This is a genomic window from Singulisphaera rosea (genome assembly GCF_054877945.1).
The window spans coordinates 16,002-39,609 of sequence record NZ_JBTYIP020000006.1; the positions used below are offsets into that span (position 1 = coordinate 16,002).

The 23,608-nt window shown below is 66.2% G+C and carries 16 protein-coding genes; 6 read left to right on the forward strand and 10 right to left on the reverse strand.

The genetic code is table 11. From position 1 onward, the window contains the following. Nucleotides 1–274 precede the first annotated feature (274 nt). Nucleotides 275–1,852, forward strand: a complete 1,578-nt coding sequence (locus ACYOEI_RS13030; protein ID WP_462849933.1) for a hypothetical protein — start codon at nucleotides 275–277, stop codon at nucleotides 1,850–1,852. 102 nt (nucleotides 1,853–1,954) lie between these two features. On the opposite strand, the gene ACYOEI_RS13035 is transcribed toward ACYOEI_RS13030, so the two are convergent. The 6 genes from ACYOEI_RS13035 to ACYOEI_RS13060 all read right to left on the reverse strand — a co-directional run bounded on the left by ACYOEI_RS13035 (nucleotide 1,955) and on the right by ACYOEI_RS13060 (nucleotide 11,080). After that, complete coding sequence (locus ACYOEI_RS13035; protein WP_462849934.1) at nucleotides 1,955–3,184, reverse strand: cation:proton antiporter; 1,230 nt, start codon at nucleotides 3,182–3,184, stop codon at nucleotides 1,955–1,957. Between the two features lie 1,058 nt (nucleotides 3,185–4,242). After that, nucleotides 4,243–4,671, reverse strand: a complete 429-nt coding sequence (locus tag ACYOEI_RS13040; RefSeq protein ID WP_462849935.1) for a hypothetical protein — start codon at nucleotides 4,669–4,671, stop codon at nucleotides 4,243–4,245. Between the two features lie 160 nt (nucleotides 4,672–4,831). Then, a complete protein-coding gene (locus ACYOEI_RS13045) occupies nucleotides 4,832–5,485 on the reverse strand; it encodes a hypothetical protein (RefSeq protein WP_462849936.1) in 654 nt (217 codons plus the stop codon). 290 nt (nucleotides 5,486–5,775) lie between these two features. After that, nucleotides 5,776–6,717 carry a diguanylate cyclase gene (locus ACYOEI_RS13050; protein WP_462849937.1) on the reverse strand — a complete coding sequence of 314 codons (942 nt, stop codon included), beginning with the start codon at nucleotides 6,715–6,717 and terminating at the stop codon, nucleotides 5,776–5,778. A gap of 92 nt (nucleotides 6,718–6,809) precedes the next feature. Further along, nucleotides 6,810–10,226 (reverse strand): response regulator, encoded by a 3,417-nt coding sequence (locus tag ACYOEI_RS13055; RefSeq protein ID WP_462849938.1) that lies wholly within the window; start codon nucleotides 10,224–10,226, stop codon nucleotides 6,810–6,812. Next, entirely contained in the window at nucleotides 10,223–11,080 is an 858-nt protein-coding gene (locus tag ACYOEI_RS13060; RefSeq protein ID WP_462849939.1) for a CheR family methyltransferase, read from the reverse strand. Before ACYOEI_RS13060 ends, ACYOEI_RS13055 begins: the two co-directional genes overlap by 4 nt. Before the next feature lie 840 nt (nucleotides 11,081–11,920). Here ACYOEI_RS13060 and ACYOEI_RS13065 point away from each other — a divergent pair. Beyond that, nucleotides 11,921–12,193, forward strand: a complete 273-nt coding sequence (locus ACYOEI_RS13065) for a hypothetical protein (RefSeq protein WP_462849940.1) — start codon at nucleotides 11,921–11,923, stop codon at nucleotides 12,191–12,193. 37 nt (nucleotides 12,194–12,230) lie between these two features. Here the strand turns inward: ACYOEI_RS13065 and ACYOEI_RS13070 are convergent, their stop codons facing one another. Then, a complete protein-coding gene (locus tag ACYOEI_RS13070; protein ID WP_462849941.1) occupies nucleotides 12,231–12,479 on the reverse strand; it encodes a hypothetical protein in 249 nt (82 codons plus the stop codon). A 382-nt stretch (nucleotides 12,480–12,861) separates the two neighbouring features. Between ACYOEI_RS13070 and ACYOEI_RS13075 the strand changes: the two genes are divergently transcribed. From ACYOEI_RS13075 to ACYOEI_RS13090, 4 genes are all read left to right on the forward strand, one after another. After that, nucleotides 12,862–13,956, forward strand: a complete 1,095-nt coding sequence (locus ACYOEI_RS13075; protein ID WP_462849942.1) for a DUF1559 family PulG-like putative transporter — start codon at nucleotides 12,862–12,864, stop codon at nucleotides 13,954–13,956. Nucleotides 13,957–14,110: 154 nt separating this feature from the next. After that, nucleotides 14,111–15,880: an arylsulfatase gene (locus ACYOEI_RS13080; RefSeq protein WP_462849943.1), complete on the forward strand. Its 1,770-nt coding sequence runs from the start codon at nucleotides 14,111–14,113 to the stop codon at nucleotides 15,878–15,880. A 156-nt stretch (nucleotides 15,881–16,036) separates the two neighbouring features. Further along, on the forward strand, nucleotides 16,037–17,593 hold the full coding sequence (locus tag ACYOEI_RS13085; protein ID WP_462849944.1) for a sulfatase family protein: 1,557 nt from the start codon (nucleotides 16,037–16,039) through the stop codon (nucleotides 17,591–17,593). 290 nt (nucleotides 17,594–17,883) lie between these two features. Beyond that, the gene (locus ACYOEI_RS13090) at nucleotides 17,884–19,194 is read left to right on the forward strand and encodes a sulfatase family protein (RefSeq protein WP_462849945.1); all 1,311 of its coding nucleotides are present in this window, start codon (nucleotides 17,884–17,886) and stop codon (nucleotides 19,192–19,194) included. A gap of 62 nt (nucleotides 19,195–19,256) precedes the next feature. Here ACYOEI_RS13090 and ACYOEI_RS13095 read toward each other — a convergent pair whose 3' ends face one another. The 3 genes from ACYOEI_RS13095 to ACYOEI_RS13105 all read right to left on the reverse strand — a co-directional run bounded on the left by ACYOEI_RS13095 (nucleotide 19,257) and on the right by ACYOEI_RS13105 (nucleotide 23,295). Continuing rightward, entirely contained in the window at nucleotides 19,257–20,024 is a 768-nt protein-coding gene (locus ACYOEI_RS13095) for a haloacid dehalogenase type II (protein WP_462849946.1), read from the reverse strand. A 40-nt stretch (nucleotides 20,025–20,064) separates the two neighbouring features. Then, nucleotides 20,065–21,078, reverse strand: a complete 1,014-nt coding sequence (gene ahr / locus ACYOEI_RS13100; RefSeq protein ID WP_462849947.1) for an NADPH-dependent aldehyde reductase Ahr — start codon at nucleotides 21,076–21,078, stop codon at nucleotides 20,065–20,067. Between the two features lie 273 nt (nucleotides 21,079–21,351). Beyond that, complete coding sequence (locus ACYOEI_RS13105) at nucleotides 21,352–23,295, reverse strand: acyltransferase family protein (RefSeq protein ID WP_462849948.1); 1,944 nt, start codon at nucleotides 23,293–23,295, stop codon at nucleotides 21,352–21,354. Between the last annotated feature and the right edge of the window lie 313 nt (nucleotides 23,296–23,608).

Below are 23,608 nucleotides of genomic sequence, written 5' to 3' on the forward strand. Positions count from 1 at the left end.
AGGACCGGCCTTGACGGGTGGGGGCATTCTTTTTAGGTTGTTGAACACGTTCGGTTATCGAACATTTCTCCGGACCCCGACGTCACATCTCGACCTTTACGTCCTGGGGTTCCGAAAGATCGGCCCGTTCTCCCCGTCGGATGACGTCCGAGTGGGGTGGCCGCACCAAGGATGGCGACGTTCGACGGCTCCTCGAGCATTTGGGCACGGACGGGTGTGATGGCTCGCCCGGGTCTCCTCGTCGCGACGGAACGCAACGGAGGTTGCACTCAAGATGGATTGGAGAGCGAACCTACGTCTTGCTCGCGACGCCTTCGCCGGGCGGTCCTTCCGGGTTGCGCCTTCGAAGGGCCGTCAGCCTCGGGAGTATCGGCTCGAGGGGTTGGAGCCGCGCCAGGTCCCGGCGGCGCTGGCCCCGGCGGTGGTCATGGACTCGGCCACGACCGTCGACTCGCACGGCGTCACGATCCAGTACGACGTCAATACGCCGCCGGATTCGTCCCATCCGCTCAGTTTTGGCGTCTACCGGTCTCCTGACGCGACCTTCGACGCGACGGACGTGGTGGTCGACGCGGATGCCTTGACGGTCTCGGGCCCGGGGTCGGCGTCACCGACCCTGGACGACGCCGGCCAGTCGGCGACGGCGGAGGGGCACCATACGCTCACGATCCCGCTGCCCGACGGCCTCCCGCTGAATCCCGAGAACCCCTACGTTCTCGTCGTGGCCAACCCCGATCAGGCGCTTGCCTCGGGGGATGCCTCGGCGACGGCGTCGTTCCGCAAGTACACGATCGGCATCGTGACGCACGGCGGGATCCAGGACAAGAACTGGAAGAACGGCCCCCCCTGGCAGTTGCAGACGGGGTACTTCCTGCGGCAGGACGGGTATGACGTCGTCATCCCCTACAACTGGGTCGACCAGAGCAGTACCCCGGGGGAGGCGGCCAAGCAGGCGCCGAAGCTCGAGCGGCAGATCCGCAATGCCCTCGCCAAATTGCCGGCGGATGCCCCGGTCGACATCCAACTCATCGGCCACAGCGAGGGGACCATCGTCAACGGCCAGACCCTCCTCCGCCTGGGCAAGGACATGCCCGCGCAGCTCCAGGCCGGCTGGATCGAGGACACCCTGCTCGACCCGCACGCGGCCAACACGGGGTCCACGGGCAAGCAGTACAGCGTCGCCGGCAACCCGATCGGCTGGATCGCCAAGGGGATGATCGACAACTACCAGTCGAAGGCCAAGGACCCGCTCCCGATCGTCCCCGAGTTCGTCGACCAGGCGCAGGTCTTCTACCAGCAGACGCCGGCGTCCCGCGACCATGGGACAAACAGTCATGTCTACAATCTATGGGGCCAGGTCCCGGTGAAGGGGAAGGCCGATTACTTCAATCTTACGGCCGCCGGCGCGACCCACAGCGGCGACACCGGGGTGGCGAAGTGGTACATGAGGGTCGTCGCCCCGACTTTGGGCGACGGCGGCACGGCCCTCGACCGCGACATCCTGACCGGCTCCTTGAGCCCCTCGAGCGGCGTTGTGAACCCGACCGAGTCGGTCTCCACGGTCAGCATGCCGACCTATTCGGGGACGTCGGCCCCCGGCTCGAAGGTGTACCTGTTCCTCGCCCCGGCGCACGAGCCCACCAAGCTCGTGCCGGTCGGCAAGGCGGTCGCCGACTCCGAGGGGGCGTGGTCGTTGACGACCACCCGCAACCTGCACGACGGCCGCTACCGGACCTACTCCGTGGCCGTCCTCCCTCGCGACGCCAAGCCCCGCTTCGCCATGGTCCCGACCAACCCGATGGGCCCGCTCGTCATCGCCACGGGGAATGCGGCGGGCGGCCTCCAGATGTGAAGGCCGGTGGATCTGGCCAGGAGGACCGCCACCCCATCCGCTCAACCTAACACTTGGGACGCGGCCCTTCCTTGAGGAAGGGCCGGCCCCCGGGCGACGGGCTCATTCGCCCGTCACCAACTCGTCGATCCCCTCGGCCTCGGGCGGGATCCACCAGGTCTCTGCGGCAGGGAAGAGAAGGCGGAGCAGGGGCGGGGCGAGGAAGGTCGTGACCATGACCATGAGCGTCACGGCGCCGAAGAGCTTGGCGTCGAAGACGCCGCTCGAGAGCCCCATCTGGGCGAAGATGAGCCCGACCTCTCCGCGGGGGATCATGCCCACGCCGATGACCTTCTTGTTCCCCTTGAACCAGGGGGCGGCGTAGCCGGCTGCGAACTTGCCGGCCACCGCGACCGCGATGAGAAGGCCGCCGACGAGGAGCGTCATCCGATTCGCCGGGTCGAGGGGGTTGAAGACCCGGACGTCGACCGCTGCGCCGACGGAGATGAAGAACAAGGGGACGAAGAAGTTGCCGAGTTCGGTGATGCCGTGCTCGATCTCGTGGGCCTTCGGGGTCTGGGCGAGCAGGACCCCGGCGACGAAGGCCCCGATAATGACCGCGGAGCCCAGGCTGTCTGCGAGCCAGGCGAGGCCGAAGGCGAGCATCAAAGCCTGGATGGTCGGAGTGCCGGGCCACCGGACCCTGGACGAGAGCTTGACCAGGTGGGGGATGAGCAGGCTGCCGACGAACAGCGTCGCGAAGAGGAACCCGAAGGCGGCCCCGGCGATCCGAGCGACGCCGATCGCGGTCACGTGCTTGCCCTCGGCCAGGCCCGAGACCACGGTCAGGATGATGAGCCCGATGACGTCGTCCATGACGGCCGCCCCGAGGATGATCCGGCTCTCGGGCTCCTGCAAGCGGTTGAGGTCGGACAGCACTCGTGCCGTGATCCCGACGCTGGTCGCCGTCAGCGACGCCCCCGCGACCACCGCGGCGAGGTCCGGGATCCCGACGAGCCGGCACACCGAATAGCCCAGGACGAACGGGAGCACGACCCCGACCGTCGCGACGGCCGCCGAGCTCCCGCCGACCTTCAGGAGCTTCTCCAGGTCGGTCTCGAGCCCGATCGCGAAGAGCAGGATCACCACCCCCACCTCGGCGAGGAGGTGGATCACCTCGACCTCCGGGTCGACGAGCCCGAGCACCGAGGAGCCCAGCAGGACCCCCGCCGCCAACTCCCCGAGCACCGACGGCTGGCCCACCGCCTTCATCAACGCCCCGAGGAGCTTGGCCGCGGCCAACGCGACGACGAGCGTCCCCAGGAATTCGGCCACCGAATAGTGATGAGGCATGCGATCAATCCAAAATATATGAGTAAAGAGGGGGGAATCCCGGAACCTCGGGCGCAACCGTCCGCGGGTCGGGTCTGTAAGGTTGGGGCCTCGGCCGTTGTTCGCGGGCACCGAGTTGGAGGGAGAACCGGCCTCGGGGTGGGCGGTTCGCGATGACCTGGTGTGCGAAAGGGGATGGGATCCCTACCAACCGCCTCCGGCGGTGATGAAGAGCGTCAGATAGAGCTCGTTCTCAGTGGTGGGGTGGGAGACGCTGGTTTGCATCAGTCCGCCGTGAAGCCGGGAGATCTCGGATCGGGAAGATTGTATCGACGAGTGCCGAGGGCGTGAAGGGGGCGGTCGCTGTCGGGGGGTCGGCCGCCGGGGTTGCCGGCGCACCAGGCCAGGAGGCGGGTGAACTGGTCGTTGGCGCGTTGGCATGCTGACTCTGGTAACTCCGCACCAGGATAGCGGTTCGTGTGATTTATCATGCCTCATCGAGGGATAGGGATCATATGGTCCAGGTGGACGAGACACGCTATAGATCGGAATTAGTCCGGATCGCGGTTTGCCCCACCCTGCTCGGATAGGAGCCCTTCAGCCCTTAGCTTGTCACGAAGCTCGGCAAGCAGCTCCGAGTCGACGACGTGAACCGACATACCCGCAGGACAGGTGCGGCGGACGGAAATGCCCGAGGGGAGGTGGGTGTACCCCAGGCACCCGCGCCCGCCGCCTAGATTCCAATGATGCCTCGCCAGATGCTCGTCGGGGACGCCGGGGAGTAACATGGCTGGACGGCCGCCAAATATTTATTTGTAAAATTAAATAGTTTAATGAAATGTTGTTTTGATTGTGTCAAAATTAAAAGTATTCTCGCATGTTTTACGGTGGCAAAGAGCCGGAGAATCTGAGCAAGCGGCGAGGAGTCGAGGTATTGATCGGCATTACGGCGGTTCTCGGTCGCATCGCACACTGTAGAATCGGCTGAAAGCCACGGATATTGGGCGAAAGCGTTCGCCTTGTGCGCTATGCCTGCGTTAACCGCTGTAAGCCAACAACGCGTCCGTTGAGGCGCGAGACTAGGCATCGACATCCAGGTCCAAGTCGCCAAGGATGTCCCCAAGATCCGCGAAGGCCTCGATCTGGTTAATGACACCAGGATCAAGAATCCCGGCGCGGACGGCTCCGATGTTCGGGTCATAGTCGTGGCTTAGGATCCAGTCGATGCCAAAGTCTCGACTGACTTGGGATAGCACGTCGAGCATGTCGCGGCAAGTCCCGTTCGGCAATCCTTCCTGGGCAGCCGCTCCTGCATCGTCGGGATGGGGCAGAAAGTTCGGCTTACTGCCTCCGAGTAAGAATCCATCGTCTTCGATCGGGAAGAAATGGACCCCCTCGCAATGAAGCCAGGTCCTTCCACTGTTCGCGGCATCGACGGCCTGCTGGATCACTTCGGATTCCGCCTTCGTGACGGGACGAGTCGATCGGTAGTAGACGGTAAAACCCATGAAACTTAGCCTCCACGACGCTCAACGGTTTGGATCCTGAACGCTGGTGGAAAGATGGCGATACGAAACGAAATTCGGATATCCAGAATTAATGACTGAGGCCCGCCGACCACGCAAGTCCTATCGTCAGTCGCGTTGCCTTTGGCCTATCTGATCCCATTCAAGTACCAGATCTATCACCCAACAACCACGGGTGTGGAGCCCGCCGTCCCGGCAATGAGCCAGCATCTCGGGGATGTCGCATCCGACTTCTTCCAGGGCGTCTGCCAAGATCGGCATTTGGGGAGAAGTCTCGATCTGCGTACATTTTTTCGGCGATCCCTACAATCGAAGGGGTCCGCCAGATAAGGTCGGATTCCACAGGGCGGAACGGATTCCCGAAAATGCAGCGGAGGCGCTGGGCCTGAGACCAAACGGCTAACTCGAAATCATCCCAACCGGTCGCGGTGGCCAAAGAAGTGATGGTTGATAGTGCGCACTGCATGCCACGGGCCTTACTGGCCAACCTGAGCGTCATCTCTTCGATACTGTGGCTCTGGTCGTTCGGGGTCGGGAAAGCCATGATCGCTTCGTAGATCGTAGCCAATTCCCGCTCGTCCGCCTGTCCGTCTGCGAACCGCTCGCCAACGTCTACCGCCTGTCGGAAAAGGTCCATCTCGAACAGGTCCCAATGTAGGCGGCAGCAGGCGACAGCGTACAACCGGAGTTTGCGATCGATATTCTTGACCGAACCGGGGTTCGCGATTAACCATTCGTTCAATGGCATCAGCATGAAATCACTACGAGAGCAGAGATCCCATTCGTCGGCGGTCATGCGGCTTCTTGCCTCCAATTCGGGATCGCATCCGGCTTACTGCTTTTGTCCGGGTGACGTGCCAGATTCGTTTGGACCAGTCACAGTGTACAGATCTCCGGGACTGCCTTCGAGCCGATTTCTTACAACCCGCCTGCTGGTCGGTTGCACTACCCTCTCTCCCATCATCCCTCCGTTGGTGCGTTGCAGGAATTCCCCAGGTGTCGGTCGAGTCACTTGGTTCACGGGGTGGGGTACCACTTCTGTGCATCCGCAACCTCTGTTCCTTCACCTGGTGACGGGACAAGCTCCTACTCACCTCGACCTTCGCCCGAGGGATGCGTGGCGTCGGCGTCCGAGACGATCCGGTTCCGGCCTTCGTCCTTGGCGAGGTAGAGGAGGCGGTCGAGCTTGCGGAGGAGGTCGGCCTCGCCGCTCGGGTGTCCGCAGGCGGAGGTGATCACGCCGACGCTGGCGGTGACGCCGAGCGGGCCGGGGGCGCCGGGGATGGAGATCCGCAGGCCCGCGATGCCCTCGTGGACGGCCTTGGCGACGTCGAGGGCCCCCGGGAGGTTCGTCTCGGGGAGGATGCAGACGAACTCCTCGCCGCCGTAGCGGGCCGCGAGGTCGGGCTCGCGGTGGAGCGCACCGGCAAGGACGCCGCCGACCCGGCGCAGGCATTCGTCGCCGGCGAGGTGCCCGTAGGTGTCGTTGAACGCCTTGAAATGGTCGACGTCGATCATGATCAGGGAGAGCGGGAGCGCGGAGCGCGCGTGGCGGCGGTACTCGGCTTCGAACGCCTCGTCGAAGTGGCGACGACTCGCCAGGCCGGTCAACGAGTCGGTCGAGGCCAGCCTCGCCAGTTCGTCGTGGGCCCGCTTCAGGGCCACATGGTTGCGGACTCGGGCCCGGACGACCACGGGGTTGAACGGCTTGGTCACGTAGTCGATGGCGCCGGCGTCGAAGCCTCGGGTCTCTCCCTCCATGTCGCCGAGTGCCGTGACGAAGATCACCGGGATCTTGGCGGTCGCCGGGGCGAGCTTCAGGATCCGGCAGAGCTCGTACCCGTCCATCCCGGGCATCACCACGTCGAGCAGGACGAGGTCCGGCCGGGTCCGCTCGAGGACCTCGAGGGCCTGGGACGGCCCCTCGGCGGAAATGACATGGTAGTCTTGCGCCAGGAAACTCTTCAGGATCTCGACATAGATCGGCTCGTCGTCGACGACGAGGATCGTCGCCTTCTCCTTGCACATCGGGGGGCCTCGCTTACTTATTTCGGTTCGTCTTGTGTTTGTTCATGTTGTCGCGATGGCGACGGGGCCGCTCGTCTTGCTCCTTCGGCCGATCAGCGCCCGGCCTCCGCCAGCGGGTTCGGTCGTGCGAGGTTCGTCGGGTTGGCCAGGATGTTCTCGACGACGGCGCGGAGCTCCGCCTCGAGCGCCCCGAGGGCGGCGTCCGGGCGCCCGGACTGGCCGAGCTTGATCTGGGCTTCCACGACGGAGGCCGAAGCCCCGAGGTCCTTCGCCCCGAGCGATGCCGCGAGGCCGGTGAGGGTGTGCGCGACGCGGGCGGCGGTCGCGGCGTCCTTCTCGGCGAGCGCGGCGCGGATGGCGGCCGCCGAGCCGGCGTGCTTCTCGACGAACTGGACGAGCAGGGTCTGGTAGAGCCGCAGGTTGCCGCCGAGGCGCCGGCAGCCCTCCTCGCGGTCGACGAGCCCGGAACTCGTCGGTGGGGACGGCGGCCGGGGCTCGACTTGCTCGAGCTTTGGCACCTCGTCGGGGGCGGCGTGGTGGTTGGCGAATCGGAGGACCGTGCGATAGAGAGTTGCGGGATCGATCGGCTTGGTGATGTGCTCGGCCATGCCCATCGCCAGGCTCTCCGCGCGGTCTTCGGCCCTCGCGTGCGCGGTCATCGCGACGATCGGCAGGTGACGGTAACGGGGGTTCGACCGGATCAGTCGCGTGGCCTCGTGGCCGTCCATCACCGGCATCTGGAGGTCCATCAGGATGAGGTCGAACGGCGGCGATTCTCCCCCTTCGGCGAGGATTTCGAGCACTTCCCGGCCGTTGTTGGCGACCCGGACCTCGGCCTTGCCCCGCCCGAGCAGCTCGACGGCGATCTGCTGGTTGATCTCGTTGTCTTCGGCCAGGAGGATGTGGATTCCGGAGAGGTCCGGGGCGTCGTCCGGCGTCGGTTCGTGCTCGGCCAGGCGGGGGCCCGTCGCCAGGGCCCGGGCGAGGGCGTCGAAGAGCGAGGACTGAGTGATCGGCTTGGTCAGGAACCCGGTCACGCCGGCCCCTTCCGCGGCCTCGCGGACCTCGGGAGAGCCGAACGCGGTCGCCATGATCACCTTGGGCCGGGGGTTCAGCGCGAGCCGGCCGAAGATCGTGCGGGTCGCCTCGATGCCGTCGACCTCGGGCATCCGCTGGTCCATGAACACGACGTTATATGGGTCTTCGGCCGAGGCCTCCCGGAGTGCCTCGAAGGCATCTCGGGCCGAGCCGACGGCCTCGACCCGCAGGCCGAGCGTCTGGAGGCTCTCGAGGAGGATCTCGCGGGCGGTCGCGTTGTCGTCGACCACGAGGGCGCGGATCCCGGCCGAGTTCCCCGGCACGATCTCGTGCCGGCCGTTCTCCTCGCCGAGGTCGAACCAGACCACGACGCGGAAGGTCGTCCCCACCCCCGGCCGGCTCTCGACGGTGACGTCGCCCCCCATGAGCTCGGCCAGCTTCTTGACGATGGCGAGCCCGAGGCCCGTGCCGCCGTATTTTCGGCTGGTCGAGCCGTCCGCCTGGCTGAAGGCCGAGAAGAGGCGGGAGACCTGCTCGGGGGTCATCCCGATCCCCGTGTCGCTGACGGCGAACTCCAGGAGGGCCCGATTTCCCCAACCCTCCTTCTTCCGGATTACCACCTCGACCTGGCCGGCCTCGGTGAACTTGATCGCGTTGTTGAGCAGGTTGGTCAAGATTTGCCCGAGCCGCAACGGGTCGCCGACCAGGCAGCGGGGGATGTCCGTCGAGACGTCGAGCAGCAGCTCGAGCGACTTGTCGTAGGCCACTTGCCCGACCATCGTCGTGACGTTCGAGAGCACGTCGTCGAGCCAGAACGAGACCGACTCGAGCGTGAGCTTGTCGGCCTCGATCTTGGAGAAGTCGAGGATCTCGTTGATGATCCCCAGCAGCGAGATCCCGGCGCCGTGGATCTTGCTGACGTAGGCGGACTGCGTCGCGTCGAGCCGAGTCTTCAAGGCGAGGTTGGACAGCCCGATGATGGCGTTCATCGGCGTCCGGATCTCGTGGCTCATGTTGGCGAGGAACATCGACTTGGACTGAGTCGACTCCTCGGCGACTTTCCTCGCCTCCTCGAGGTCGTGCTGCTGGAGCAGCAGCTCCTCCTTCTGGGCCATGAGCTCCGCCTCGGAATGCTTGAGCTCCTCGGCCTGCTCCTCGAGCGCCCTCGCCTGCTCCTGGGTCGTCTCGAGGAGCGCCCGGACGCTGCCCAGGTTGTGGCTGAGGATCTCGATCGAGGTGCCGACCACGGGCAGGAGCGTCTCGATCAGCTCCTTCTCGAGGGGCGTCGGGGGGCGGAAGGCGGCGATCTCGAGGACGCCGAGGATCGAGATCTGCGAGAGGATCGGGTGGACCGCCACGACGCGAGGGTGGGCCTCGCCGAGGCCGGAGGAGATCCGGAAGTAGCCCTCGGGGATGTCGGAGACCTGGATCGATCGCCGCTCCTGGCCGCACTGGCCGACCAGGGCTTCGCCGAGGGCGAACGACGTGGTCGGGTCGACTCGGTCGTCGAGGCCATATCCCGCGGCCCATCTCAGTCGCCGGGTCTCGAGGTCGAACAGATAGACGGCCCCCGCCCCTGCGCCCAGGGCCGGCACGAGCCCCGAGAGGGCCGCCTGCGCCAGCCCCTCGAGGTTGGCGGCCGACTGGAGCCCGGTGGTGATCTCGGCGACCGTCGCCTTGATCCATCGCTGGTTCGCGACCGTGCCGGCGTTCTTGCGCAGGACGTCGACGGCCCGGGAGAGTCCGCCGATCTCGTTCGAGGCCGAAAGGTGCGGGACGTCGATCTGGTAGTCCCCTTCCGCAATCCTCGCGACGGTGCGCTGGAGCTCCTGCAGGGGGTCGACGACTCGGCGATAGGTCCACAGGCCGACGATCCCCGTCACGAACAGCACCACCACCGAGGCCGCCGTGAAGATCTGCACCGTGCGACCCGCCCCGACCAGGATGGCGGTGGACTGGTCGAACGCCGACTTCGCGTTGTAGGCACTCCAGGCCGAGAGGCGACTGTCCAATTGCGGGCCCAGGGGGAGGAGGTGGTCGTCCTTGTACCGCAGCGTGTCCTCGCCTTGGCCCGAGTTCTCCCGGGACTGGATCTGGTCCGAGACGGCGAACCAGCGGTCGACGAGTTCACGCGTGGAGCTCATCAGCAGGCGGTCGGCCTCGTCGCTGATGTATTCCTTCTCGTAGGTTGCGAAGTCGGCGGCGAGCAGGGGCTGCTTCTCGGCGAGCTTGGCCGCGACCATCGGCCTGGCCGATGGCGGCGAGAGGAGGAACTCCCGGATCAGGACCCGGGTCTCGCCGAGGTTTCGCGTGATCCGGTTGATCAGCGTCATGCTCGGGATGTCGATCCGGGCGATCTTCTGGGTCTTCGGCTCGATGTTGCTGAACTCGACGTAGCCGATGGCGCAGAGTGTGACGAGGGAGAGCAGGGGGACGGTCGCGAGGATGAACAGCCGCCTTGAGATCGTCATCGGCGTGGCCTCAAGGGGAGTCGTCGGGGGGGCCGGGGCCGGTAGACCCCCTGATCCAGGGCCTCGAACAGGTGGCGGGCGGGTCCGAGGTGCTCGGCCGGGTCGAGGAAGAGCAGGCCGTCCGCCGAGATCGCCCCCGTCATGCTCTCGAGCACCGAATAGCGATGGTCGGGGGTCAGGTACATCAAAACGTTCCGGCAGAAGATCGCGTCGAACGGGCCGGGCCCGAGGCCCGACCAGGAGGCGTCCACGAGGTTGAGGGGCTCGCACCGGACGACGGACCGGACGGCTTCGCCCACCCGTCGGGTCGAGACGCCCGGGCTTGCGGGGATGAAGAAGCGTTGGCGGCGTCCCGGCGAGATCGGGGCGAGGGCGGCCTCGCCGTATTCGCCTCGCCTCGCTTCGGCCAGGGCGGCCTCGTCCACGTCGGTGGCCAGGACCTCGATCGGCAAGCCCGAGTGATCGGGGGCCGTCGCGGTCCCCTCCAGCCGCTCGATCGCCGCCATCGCCGCCGAATACGCCTCCTCGCCCGTCGCCGTCGCCGCACACCAGACTCGGGCCCGACCCCGATCGGCGACCATTCGCCGGATGTGGTCCGCCGCGACGTCGAAGTGGTGGGGGTTGCGGAAGAAGCTCGTGTGGTTGATGGTCAAATACCGGAGGAACGCCTGCCGAGACGACGGGTCGCCGCCTTCGACGGCATCCATCACCGCCAGCAACCGGCTTCGTCCCCCAAAACGCCTCGCCCGGCGGTCGAGCAGGCCGCGGTGCCGTTCGTCCACAGCGATCCCCGCAACCTCGGCGGCCAACCGGCGGATCCGCGACAGCTCATCGACCGTCAGTGTTTCCGACATGGGTAATCGTGGGAAACAGCCTCAGGAGGCCCCGACGCAGATCGGATGGCGCGAGAAGGGGAGCGTCGCTGGGACGGAGGTGCGGGGCCGCCGCCAACGCGACCAGCCCGCACGAATTATGCCAGTATAAGCCACCTCGGTCATGGGTCTCAAGGGACGGATTTGCCCGCTCAACCCCGTTGCTTTTTTCCGACACGATGACGGAAATGTTGCCGAGCTATCCGTCGTATGGCCCCGCACGTCTTCGCCATCGGCCGGATTTCGCCGTGTCGGCCGCGTGATCGCCCCGGTTTTGCATGGGGCTCGCCCCGAATGGCTTCGCCCAACCCTTGCTCCGATCTCCACGTCGCTGAGGTCGGCGGCCTCGGGAAATGCAAGGTCGAGATCCTGACGTTGATTTTTGATGACATCCTTCTCCCGAGGCCTCGGGGACGGGTATCCTTTCTCACGATCGACTCAATGACGTGCTCACCGACTCCGGCGATGGCGGGTTCGACGACGGAACTCAGGCCATCCCGGGATGCCTCGGTCGGACGCGCTCCCCTTTTCGACTTCGAAAACCAGTTGGCTCCGTGGTCGGCGGTCACGCCCGGCCTCTGTGGCTGGTTTTCGAAGGCCAAGGGACTTCGCCTGGGCACGGCCGACAGGCCCTTTCCCCGACGTTGTCGGAGAGGGCGGTCGCGATGTGGGCCTGGATTCAGGACCAATTCGACGTGGGTACGGCAGGATTGCGGAGGGATGGGGAAAACCTCGTCCTTGACGCTCGTCCTTGCCGCTCTAAAACAAGGGAATGGAAGGGCGTTCGAGGATCGGGACGTCCGTCTTTGGAGGTGTGTGCGGATGACCGACGACCGATGGCCAGACGCCTCACCGGGCAATGACGGCCGCGACGACGAATCGGTCCGCGAGTTCGCGGACGCAATCCGAGCCTATCGAGAGGCCAGCGGGCGGCCGTTCCCGGCCTGGAGCGAGATCCTCGAGATCCTCCATAACCTCGGGTATCGAAAGGTCTCGGAGGGCGAGGACGGCCCCAACGAGCCTCCAGGCCCCGGGAGTGACAGGCCGGACCCACTCCCGAAGTCGGGCCTGGGCCCTTCCTCTGAGGATCCCTGACCTCACGCGTCGGCTCGTCCGATAGCCGATGCCAAGGTCAAGCCCGCCCGCTCACGCAAGGCTTTCGGACGGCTCTCACCCCGTCGGAATTCGCGTACGACGCATAGAGGGCCACAAGGGCCGACCATTCCGAGGCCGCGTGGGGGAACTCCCTCGGATCCCACGCCGACCGTACCGGCCCGAGCGGCGTCTCCCGCCCGCTCGCATACCTCGCCCAGAGGGAGCCGTCGGTGTAGAGGCTGAACTGCTGCGTTCGCCCCAGGAGCTGTGTCAGGTGTGACCGCATCGTCCTTCGCCTTCGCCTCTGTTCCGGGCCGCAGGCCCCATCCCTTTCGATATCCCTTACAAACACCGTAGGCCAGGCCCTTCGCCCTGTCAAACCCGCCCGCAGCGCTTGCCCCATCCACCTCGGATCCTGAGGCTCGCTATGGTAGCCCCCTCAGTCAGTTTTGTTGACTAAACTGATCGAAATTATTGGGCAGCGGGTTGACGGTTGTCCTGCCCTCGATACAATCCCCGTCATCGATCGGCTTCGGAGACGCGGAAGGCGTGTTCCTGGGCCGACGGTCGACACTCCGAGAGGCGGGCGGCTACCCCGGAAGCCCGTCTGAACAATGCGGTCGGTGAAGCGGTGTTGACGATCCGTCATCCACACCCGAGGACCCCTCATGCGCACGCGTCGCGGTTTTACATTGATCGAGTTGCTGGTCGTTATCGCCATCATTGCGGTGCTGATCGCGTTGCTGCTGCCCGCCGTCCAGGCAGCACGCGAGGCGGCCAGGCGCATCCAATGCACGAACAACCTGAAGCAGATCGGGCTTGGCCTGCACAACTACCACCAGACCAATGACTGCTTCCCGCCCGGGTTCTTCCGACAGCGGAATTCCAAGGGGGCGCTGGTCGGCAACGAAGACTTCAGTACTCATGCCCGGATGCTCCCGTTCGTCGAGCAGCAGGCGCTCTACAATGCCGCGAACTTCTCCATCGGCTGCTACAACGACCCGGTGGTCGATGAAGTCAACTCGACGGTGACGCAGACCCGGGTCTCGGCGTTCCTCTGTCCGTCGAGCCCGCTGCCGACGTTCAGCCTCTGGGCGGGGAGCTCGAGCCCGCCGGCCGGCTCTCCCGTCGCGCCCGGCAACAACTACTTCGCCTCGATGGGGTCGAGCCTCGAGTTCGACGCGTCGTACACCGGGGGCCCGCCCAACGGCGTCTTCTTCTACAGCCCCAACGGCACAACCGTGGGCCTGGCGGGCATCACCGACGGCTCGACCAACACCGTGGCCTTCAGCGAGTTCAAGATCGGGAGCGGCAACGTCTCGGTTTTCACGCCCTCGACCGACATCGTCTTCATCGGTTCGTATCCGCCCGGCATCACGAGGAACACGGCCTTGATGTCGATGCCCGCGGGGGCCGGCCCGTTCCAGCAGTGGCTCTCAACCTGTAGCGCCGGGCTGACGACGGCGAGTCGAGGGGGGCACACCCCGTATTTGGGGCAGAGCTGGGCTTACGGCATCGTCGGCTACAGCACGGGCCAGCTCCTGCTGCCCCCCAACTCCAAGTTCCCGAACTGCAACACCAACGGCAGTGGCGCCAGCCAGAATCCCGGCACCATCAACATGAGCAGCTTCCACCCCGGTGGCGCCAACGCCCTGATGTGTGACGGCTCGGTGCGTTTCCTCAAGGACACCACCAACCTCCAGGCGATCTGGAGCCTCGGCTCACGCGCCCAGGGAGAGGTCCTCTCCGCCGACTCGTACTGATCCTGTCTGTTCGTGCCCTCGTTCCCCCCCTTCAATCGATTCCCCCCCACGCTTATGATGGGCCCGATCCCCCCTCGGGCCGAGGACCGCGATATCCCCCGACGAGCCCAAACCAACCACGGAGGCGGGCCGGACCGGACGCCCGACTGAACCGATGGCCTTGCGACGCACCTCGACCGCGGCGATCGTCCTGCTCTCCGCCTTCCTCGCCCCTTCGACGCAGGCGGCAGCCCCGAAACCCAACATCGTCGTGATCCTCTCCGACGACCAGGGGTGGGGCGACCTGAGCGTCCACGGGAACACGAATCTCAGCACCCCGAACATCGACTCGCTCGCGCGAGACGGGGCCCTCTTCGACCGCTTCTTCGTCTGTCCCGTCTGCTCCCCGACTCGCGCCGAGTTCCTCACCGGCCGGTACCATCCCCGAGGGGGCGTCTGGAGCACCTCGACCGGCGGCGAGCGACTCGACCTCGATGAGAAGACGATCGGAGATACGTTCAAGCGTTCTGGATACACGGTCGGCGCCTTTGGCAAGTGGCACAGCGGCACGCAGTACCCGTATCACCCCAACGCCCGCGGGTTCGACGAGTTCTACGGGTTCTGCTCCGGGCACTGGGGGGATTACTTCAACCCCCCGCTCGAGCACAACGGCCGGCTTGTTCGCGGCGACGGGTTCATCACCGACGACCTGACCAATCACGCCCTGTCGTTCATCGAATCGAACCGTGACCGCCCGTTCTTCTGCTACCTGCCGCTCAACACCCCCCACTCGCCGATGCAGGTCCCCGACCGCTTCTTCGCCAAGTTCAAGGACGCCAAGCTGGGCCTGTCGGCGCGGGGCGATCAGCCCGAGGACGTCGACTTCACCAGGGCCGCCCTGGCGATGTGCGAGAACATCGACTGGAACGTCGGCCGGTTGCTCAAGCGACTCGACGAACTGAAGCTGGCCGAGGACACGATCGTCCTCTACTTCTGCGATAACGGCCCGAACGGCTGGCGCTGGAATGGCGGGATGAAGGGTCGCAAGGGGTCAACCGACGAGGGGGGCGTGCGCTCTCCCTTGCTCCTGCGCTGGCCCGGTCACGTCAAGCCCGGGACGAAGGTCTCGCCGATCGCCGGCGCGATCGACCTGCTGCCGACGCTCGCCGAGCTGGCGGCGATCCCCATCGCCTCGGACCGGCCGCTCGACGGCGTGAGCGTCGCTCCGCTCTTGCTCGGCCGTGGCGGGGACTGGCCCGACCGGCTCCTCTTCAGTCACTGGGGCGGGAAGGTGAGCGTGCGGAACCAACAGTACCGCCTCGACGCCGCTGGCCACCTCTACGACATGACCCGCGACCCCGGCCAGGCGCATGACGTCGCGAAGGCGAACCCCGAGGCCGCCTCGCGGCTCTCCGAGGCCGTCGCCCAATGGTCGGCCGAGCTCCTGCCCGGCCTGACCGACGACAAGAGGCCGTTCCCCGTCGGCCACCGCGCTTTCCCGATCACCTGGCTCCCGGCCCGCGACGGCGTCCCCCACGGCGCGATCACCCGGAGCGCCGGTGCGCCGAACTGCTCGTACTTCACCAACTGGAGCCGGACCGACGACCGCATCACCTGGGACGTCGAGCTCGCGACCGCCGGCCGCTACGAGGTCGTCGCTTATTACGCCGCCGCGCCCGAGGATGTCGGGGCGACCCTGGAGCTCGACTTCAACGGCCGAACCCTGCGGGCCAAGGTTGCCGAGGCGCACGACCCGCCCGCGCGTGGGGCCGAGCATGACCGCGTCCCTCGGAAGGGTGAATCGTATGTCAAGGATTTCAAGCCATTCCGCATGGGGGTCGTCGAGCTGGAGAAGGGCCGAGGCCCGCTCGCCCTCCGGGCGGTCGAAATCCCCGGCCGCCAGGCGATCGAGCTGAGGACCCTGGTCCTCACCCTCGTCGAGTGAATTTCGACACCCTTCCCTGAGCCGTGACCGGGGGAGCTCCTCACCACAAAGGTGAAAAGAGAATAAGTATGAGAAAGAAAATAAGATTCTGATTTTCTCGTAGATTCCTTTGTGTCCTTGTGGTGAATACTCGAGCCTGACGAGCCGGAGCTGCCGATGCGATCGACCTTACTGGGGTTCTGCTGCCTATGCCTGTTGCTGGCCCGGGGGGCGTCGGCCGGGTCGGCACCGGCGTCCCGGCCGCCGAACATCGTCTACATCCTCGCGGATGACCTCGGGTACGGCGACGTCCGCTGCTTCAACCCCGAAGGGGAGATCGCCACGCCCCACCTCGACCGGCTCGCTTCCGAGGGGATGAGGTTCACCGACGCCCATTCGGGCTCGGCCGTCTGCACTCCCACGCGCTATGGGATCCTCACCGGACGATACAGTTGGCGATCGTCCTTGAAGTCGGGGGTGCTCGATGGATACTCGGCACGCTTGATCGAGCCCGGGCGCCTGACGTTGCCCGAGTTCCTCCACCGCCAAGGCTATCGCACTGCGTGTGTCGGCAAATGGCACCTCGGCATGGACTGGTCTCGGAAACGGGCCGACGGCCCGGCCAAGATCAAGGACGGCTGGGACATCGACTACACCCGGCCGATCGCGAACGGGCCGACCTCCGTCGGGTTCGACTCGTACTTCGGCATCAGCGCGTCGCTCGATATGCCACCGTATGTCTTCATCGATCAAGATCGTCCCGACAAGGTACCGACCGTCGAGAAGACCTGGGTCCGGAAAGGCCCGGCCGCGGCCGATTTCGAGGCCGAGGACGTCCTCCCCTCGCTCGTCGGCTCGGCGAGCCAGTTCCTCAAGGCGAACGCCAAGGCGGCCCGAGAGGGGACGCCGTTCTTCCTCTACCTCCCCCTGGCCGCGCCCCATACGCCGATCTTGCCCGCGCCGGAGTGGCGGGGGAAATCCGGCCTCAACGCCTACGGCGACTTCGTCATGCAGGTCGACCAGGCGGTCGGGCAGGTCCTTGAGGTGATCGAGGCCGAGGGGCTTACGGGCGAGACCTTGGTGATCTTCACCAGCGACAACGGCTGCTCGCCGCAGGCGAAGTACCCCGAGCTGCTGGCGAAGGGGCACGACCCGAGCGCCGGGTTCCGAGGGACGAAGGCCGACCTCTTCGAAGGGGGTCACCGCATCCCGTTCCTCGTGCGCTGGCCGATGCGAGTCGCGCCGGGCTCGACCAGCGACCAGGTCATCTGCCTGACGGACCTCTTCGCCACCTGTGCCGAGATCCTCGGCGTGCGGCTGCCCGACTCGGCGGCGGTGGACAGCGTGAGCCTCCTTCCCGCCCTCGATGGGAAAGCCACCGGCCCGCTCCGCGAGGCTACGGTCCACCACTCGATCAACGGGTCGTTCGCGATCCGCCGAGGACGTTGGAAACTCGCCCTCTGCGCCGACTCGGGAGGCTGGAGCACGCCTCGGCCCGGCCGCGACGAGGCGGACGGCCTCCCCGAGGTCCAACTCTACGACCTCGAGGCCGACCGCGCCGAGATCCGCAACCTCCAGGCCGAGCATCCCGAGATCGTCCGGGAACTCACGACCCTCCTGGAGAAGTACGTGGCCGACGGGCGAAGCACCCCCGGCATGCCCCAGGCCAACGACGGGGCCCCGATCCAGATCCGCAAGGTCGTCGAGCCGGCTCGAGGGTCGGGAGGACGCTGAGAATCGGTCCCGAAACCCGTTGTTTGAGAAAACAACGGGTTTCGGGCGGTCCCCGGGCGCCGAATCTTGTCGGACCCCTCGAATCGTCAACGGCCTGCGGGGACATTATCATGCGTGAAGGGGGATGCCCGGCGTCGGCGTCGGGCATCACGAGAGTTTCCAATTTCAGGATCGATCCGGAGAGTAGTCCTCCGTCTGCGTGTCGGCGTGTCTCGACCTGTTCGCCGGCGAGTGGGGGGCGGTCCAATCGGTCTCCGTCGATCAACAAATCCATGAGAGGAGTGGCGAGGATGACTCGTCTCTGGCTCGTCTTTCTCGCGATCGCCTCGTTCCAGGCAACGGCCCTCGCGGCCGACGCGAGGCCGAACATCGTCCTGATCGTCTCCGACGACCAGGGGTGGGGTGATTACTCGTTCATGGGCCATCCGCACATCCGGACCCCTCGGATCGACCGGCTCGCCTCGGAGAGCCTGAGCTTTCGCCGGGGGTACGTCCCCTCGAGCCTTTGCTCGCCGAGCCTGGCCACGATCCTGACCGGGCTCTATGCCCATCAGCACAAGGTCACGAGCAACGACCCGCCCACGCCCGCCGGCAAGACGGGGGCGGCGATCTACCGCGACCCGACCTTCCGCGCCCAGCGGAAGGAGATGATCGGCAACTTCGAGTCGCACCCGACGGTCCCGAGGCTCCTGGCCGGTCGGGGTTACGTCAGCTTCGAGTCGGGCAAGTGGTGGGGTGGTAACTACCGGAGCGGCGGCTTCACCTCGGGCATGACCCACGGCGACCCCGACCAGGGGGGGAGGCATGGTGACGAGGGCCTGACGATCGGCCGCGAGACGATGAAGCCGGTCTTCGACTTCATCGATGGCGCCGCGCGGGACAAGACTCCGTTCTTCCTCTGGTACGCGCCGATGATGCCGCACCAACCGCACAACCCCCCGCGACGACTCCTCGACAAGTACCGGGACAAGGCGCCGACGCTCGAGGTGGCCAAGTACTGGGCGATGGTCGAGTGGTTCGACGAGACCTGCGGGCAGTTGCTCGACCATCTCGACTCAGGCGGTGTCGCGCGGGACACGATCGTCGTCTACCTCGCCGACAACGGCTGGATCCAGGATCCCAACGCCGACCGGTTCGCCCCCAGGTCCAAGCAGTCTCCGTACGACGGCGGCCTGCGGACCCCGATCCTCGTCCGATGGCCCGCCCGGATTCGACCCAAAGCGTCCGAGCACCTCGCCAGTTCGATCGACCTCGCCCCGACTCTTCTGGCCGCCGCCGGCCTGCAGGCGACCCCCGAGATGCCGGGCCTGGATCTCCTCGACGAGGCCGCCGTCGCCCGACGCGACACCCTCTTCGGCGAGGTCTTCACTCATAGCGCCGTCGACATCCATCGCCCGTCGAGCAGCCTCCGCTTCCGCTGGGCGATCTCGGGATCGTGGAAGCTGATCCTCCCCGAGCATCGCAACGCCCCACTGGCCGTCGTCGAGCTGTACAACCTCGCCGCCGACCCGCACGAGGCCCGCAACCTCGTCCACGACCACCCGGAGAAGGTGGCGGAACTGAAGACGACGATCGACGGTTGGTGGACGCCCGAAGGGTGATCGGGCCGTCGGTGAAGACGGCCCTTGTGTGGAGTCGGGCAGGCCCTTGGGCTGGATCCTGTTCAGGGCTTGCCCAGGACGAACTCCAGGAGCCCTTCCATTCGGTTCGAGGTCGCGTCGGCCTTGACGTCGAGCTCTTCCGGGGGGAGGTTGAGCCGGTTCACCCAGTAGGTGGGATAGCCGAACGACTTCGCCCCGAAGGCATCCCAGCCCGCGGAGGCCGCGAACGCCACGTCGCCCTTGGGGAGCTTCAGTCGCTCCGTTCCCAAAGCATACGCCTTCGGGTCCGGCTTGAAGGTGCCGTTGGCCTCGGAGCTCAGCATCTCGTCGAAGAGGTCCGCGAAGCCGGCCCGCTCGACATTGGTGCGGATGATCTTCGGGCTGAGATTCGAGAGGATGATGATGCGGACGCCCGAGGCTTTCAGCTTTCGCAACGCATCCGCGGTGTCGGGCCAGGGTTTCAGGGCCAGGAAGGCGTCCAGGAGCTTCCGCCTCGTTTCCGAGCTCAGGTCGAGCTTCGCCGACCTGGCGGTGTAGATCAGGGCGTCCTCGGCCAATTTGAAGTAGTCGATATGTCGGCCGGACGCGGATCTGAGAAAAGTGTACTCGTATTGCTTCTCTCTCCACGCTTTCATGAGCGCGGCCCCCTTGCCCGGGAAGGCCGCCTCCGCCTCGCGAAGGATGGCACTCTGGTCGAAGAGGACGAAGTAGTCGAAGGCGATCGCCTTGAACCGAGGGCGTGAGGGTTCCTGGGCGAGGCCCGGGGCGCAGGCGGTCGTCGTCGCGAGGACGACGCCCGCGGCCCAGGCGGGAGAGACCCGGGTCGGCATGGTTCGAGCTCCTTCGGATGTAGCGGATCTGCCGAAAGGGTCAGAAGTCGGCGTCGAGGACGATGCGGTAGCGCGCCTTGCCCGCCTCGAGGCGCTCGAAGGCCTCGTTGATGCGGCTCATGGGCATATGCTCGGTCTGGGGCGTGATGTCGTGGCGCGCCGCGAAGTCGAGCATGGTGGCGATCGCCACCGGCGAGCCGGTCGGCGAGGCCGAGATATTACCCTGCTTGAAGATCATCGGCACCACGGAGAACGCGAGCGGCTCGAGCACCGCGCCGACGACGTGCATCCGGCCGTTCGGGGCGAGCGTGCTGAGGATGGCGTCCCAGTCGAGCGGGACGTTCACGGTCACGATCAGGAGGTCGAACGTGCCGGCTAGCTTCTTGATCGCAGCGGGGTCGCGGCTCGAGACGACGTGCTTGGCCCCGAAGCCTCGGGCCTCGTCGAACTTGCTCTCGCTGGAGGTGAACGCCGTCACGTCGCAGCCGTAGGCGGAGGCGAACTTCACCGCCATGTGCCCGAGGCCACCGATGCCGATGATCCCGACCCGGCTGGTGGGCTTGGCGAACATCAGCAGGGGGCTGAAGACCGTGATCCCCCCGCAGAGCAACGGCCCGGCTTCGGCGTCCTTCAAGCCTTCCGGCAGCGGGATGGTCCACGCCCAGTGGGCTCGGACGCGCGAGGCGAAGCCGCCGCGATGCCCGAGGATCGTCGGCTTGGCCCCGGCGCACAAGTGCTGGTCCCCGGAGAGGCACTGGCGGCAGTGCATGCAACTGTCGGCGGTCCAGCCGATCCCGACACGCTGGCCGACCTGGAGCCCCTTGGCCATCGGCCCCACCGCCACGACCCGGCCGATGACCTCGTGGCCCAGGACCGCCGGGTACCCCGAGATGCCCCAGTCGTTATTCAATACCGAGAGGTCCGAATGGCAGAGACCGCAATGTGCGACCTCGACCTCGACCTCTTCGGGACCGAGCGGCCCGAGGTCGATTGTCTCCAAGGTCAGCTTCTGCTTCGCCGCCGACGCCACCCATGCCTTCGTTTCCACGAGCATCCTCCGAGGGACCGTCGGGCAACGGCCGTCGCCCCGACGCGCGAGTCTCGAAAGATGTGGAGTGTTCTCGCTCCCCGGCACTCATGTCAATCCCCCGCCCCGAGTCGGCCTCTCAGCCTCTCTGCGCGAACAGGTCGTCTTCTTCGGGCGGGGTCGTGGCTTTCGTGTCGTTGCCCAAGTCTTGGGGGCCACGAGATCGTAGCCCTCAACGCGATCTTTCCGGGACGACAATTCGGGGTTGGCTTCAGGATCGGCCGTCGCCCCGGCGGATCCTCAACGGACGAGGATCGGCCGGCGTGCGCCCCGAGCCATCAACGAGCCCGGGGCGGGCGGGTCGTCGGACGGCAGGGGGCGGTCCTGATACTTGTCGCGGATCCAGGACTTGAACTGGGCGAGGCTGTGGGGCAGATGCCTGGCGCTCAACGATGCCTCATAGTCGAGGAGGATCCGGCCCAGGAGGGAGTACGCCGGGCCGCCCACCTGACCGTACTTCGCGTCGAACTCGCGGCGTGCCTCGTGGGGAGACTCGCCGCGGACCATCAACGCGATGGCCGAGGCCAGGCCCCCTTGGTCGATCCCCCGATAGCCCTGGACGAGGATCGGGCGCGGGCTCTGCTCGATCAGGTCCGTCAGTCGGGCGAGCGTCCGTTGTGCGGGGGGCTGGTCGGCACGCAGGGGGACGGTGAAAAACGCGACGTGGTGCGCCTCGCAGACACGCTTCTGGTCGAGGATCCAGGGGTGCTGGTCGCCACCGCCGGTGAACGTGATGACGGTCTTCAGCCGGTTCCGCCCGATCGCGTCGTCCAGCCCCTTCGGCTTCAGGCGGGCACTCCGGTAGAACTGGCCGGGGATCTCTTCATAGAAGTTGTTGTCGAGGAAGAAGGTCCGGTGATACCAGGCTTCGCCCGCGAGGAAGACCACGATGACAACCGCCGAGGCGATCCAGCCGAACTCGGGGCTGAGACGCGCCCCCTTCGGGCTCCGCTTCCTCGCCCCGTTGATGATCTCGCCGATGAGGCTCCGCCGCACGATCCACTCGTAGCTCGCCGCGCTGACGATGAGCGCGACGGCTGAGACGAGCAGGAACTTGACCCCGCCGGGCCAATTCAGCGGGAGCAGGAGGATCTGCATGAGGGCGACGACCGGCACGTGGATCAGGTAGATCCAGAACGACGCCTCGGTCAGGAATCGCATCCCAGCCCCACGCCCCTGGATCGCCCCGAGCAGCACGCCCAGCCCGCCGAAGACGGTCAGCCAGGGGAAGATTGCGGCGAGCACGCAAAATCCGACCCGGCTCCAACCCTGGAGCGGGCTCGCGGCATGCTGGAGGAGCAGGGGGGACATCAGGGCGAAGACGACTACCGAGAGGGCCAGGTAGACCTTGCCATAAGGGATGAACCGCTCCTTCGGGTCGCCCACCCGCGCGATCAAGGCCCCGAGGGCGAAGAAGAGCGTGTAGTGGACCACCCTCGAGACGTTCGGCACGATCACGTTGTCGACCCGCAGCATCGTGTCGGAGTCGAGCAGGAAGATCAGGGCCGTCGGGATCGCGCACAGGAGCGGCCGCCAGGGCGAGCGGAGGACCCGGTCAACCCAGCCCCCTTCCGTCCCCGAGTCGGTCGCCCGTCGGAACCAACGCTTGTGGATCGCCCACCCCGCGCACCAGACGACGCAGACGACGAAGAGGTATTCGAGGAACCAAAGGTGCCCGAACCCGTAGAGGTTGTGGTTGACCTCGGGTTCGTACCGCCAATTCAGGATGTTGTCCAGGCTGCAGCGCCCGGTCACCATCAGGCCGTAGCCCCAGATCAGGTAGAAGATCGGCACGATGGTGACGCAGCCGAAGAGGAGCGGCCGGAGCAGTCGCGATACGCGACTGGACAGGAAGACCCGGGCCCCCCGGGACTCGCAGGCCGCAGGCGCCGAGACGCCCGCCGCGAGGAAGAAGACGGGCATGGCGAACCCGTTGACCCAATAAATGAAGTAATCGAACGCGACGTGCCCCGACGCGTCGTAGGACCCCCAGAGTGTGAGCCGCAAGGGGGTTGCCACGTACGTCAACGCGGCGTGGTAGAGCACCACGATGAGCGTGGTCGCCACGCGGAGGACCTCGAGCGCGTTCCCCATCTGCGCGGGGCCGCCTCGTGGAGCCTGGCCGTCGCTCGCCCGTTCCGTCCGTCGCGCAGGCCGAGCCTTCTGGGTCTGGGACTCATCCATGGTTCGTCAATCCTTAACGACCCCCGGCGCCCACCGAGACGGAAAGGTCCGGGAGGGACGTGTCTCTCGCCGGACACGATCCCACATCGGGCCGAGGTCAGGCAACAGCGATTCCCGAGGTCATCATCGCAATTGTCGTCATCAATCCCACCGACGGCCGACGAAAACCTCCCCAACTCCTATTTGGGATTGTGGGTTGCGCCGGCGAGTCGTCTCGGGCCTCCTGGGACGGTTTCTCTCGTTTTTCGGACCACGACCCGACTCCAGGGCGGCGACGCCCCTCGGCCCCGGAGCGGATCTTCGACGATCCCGC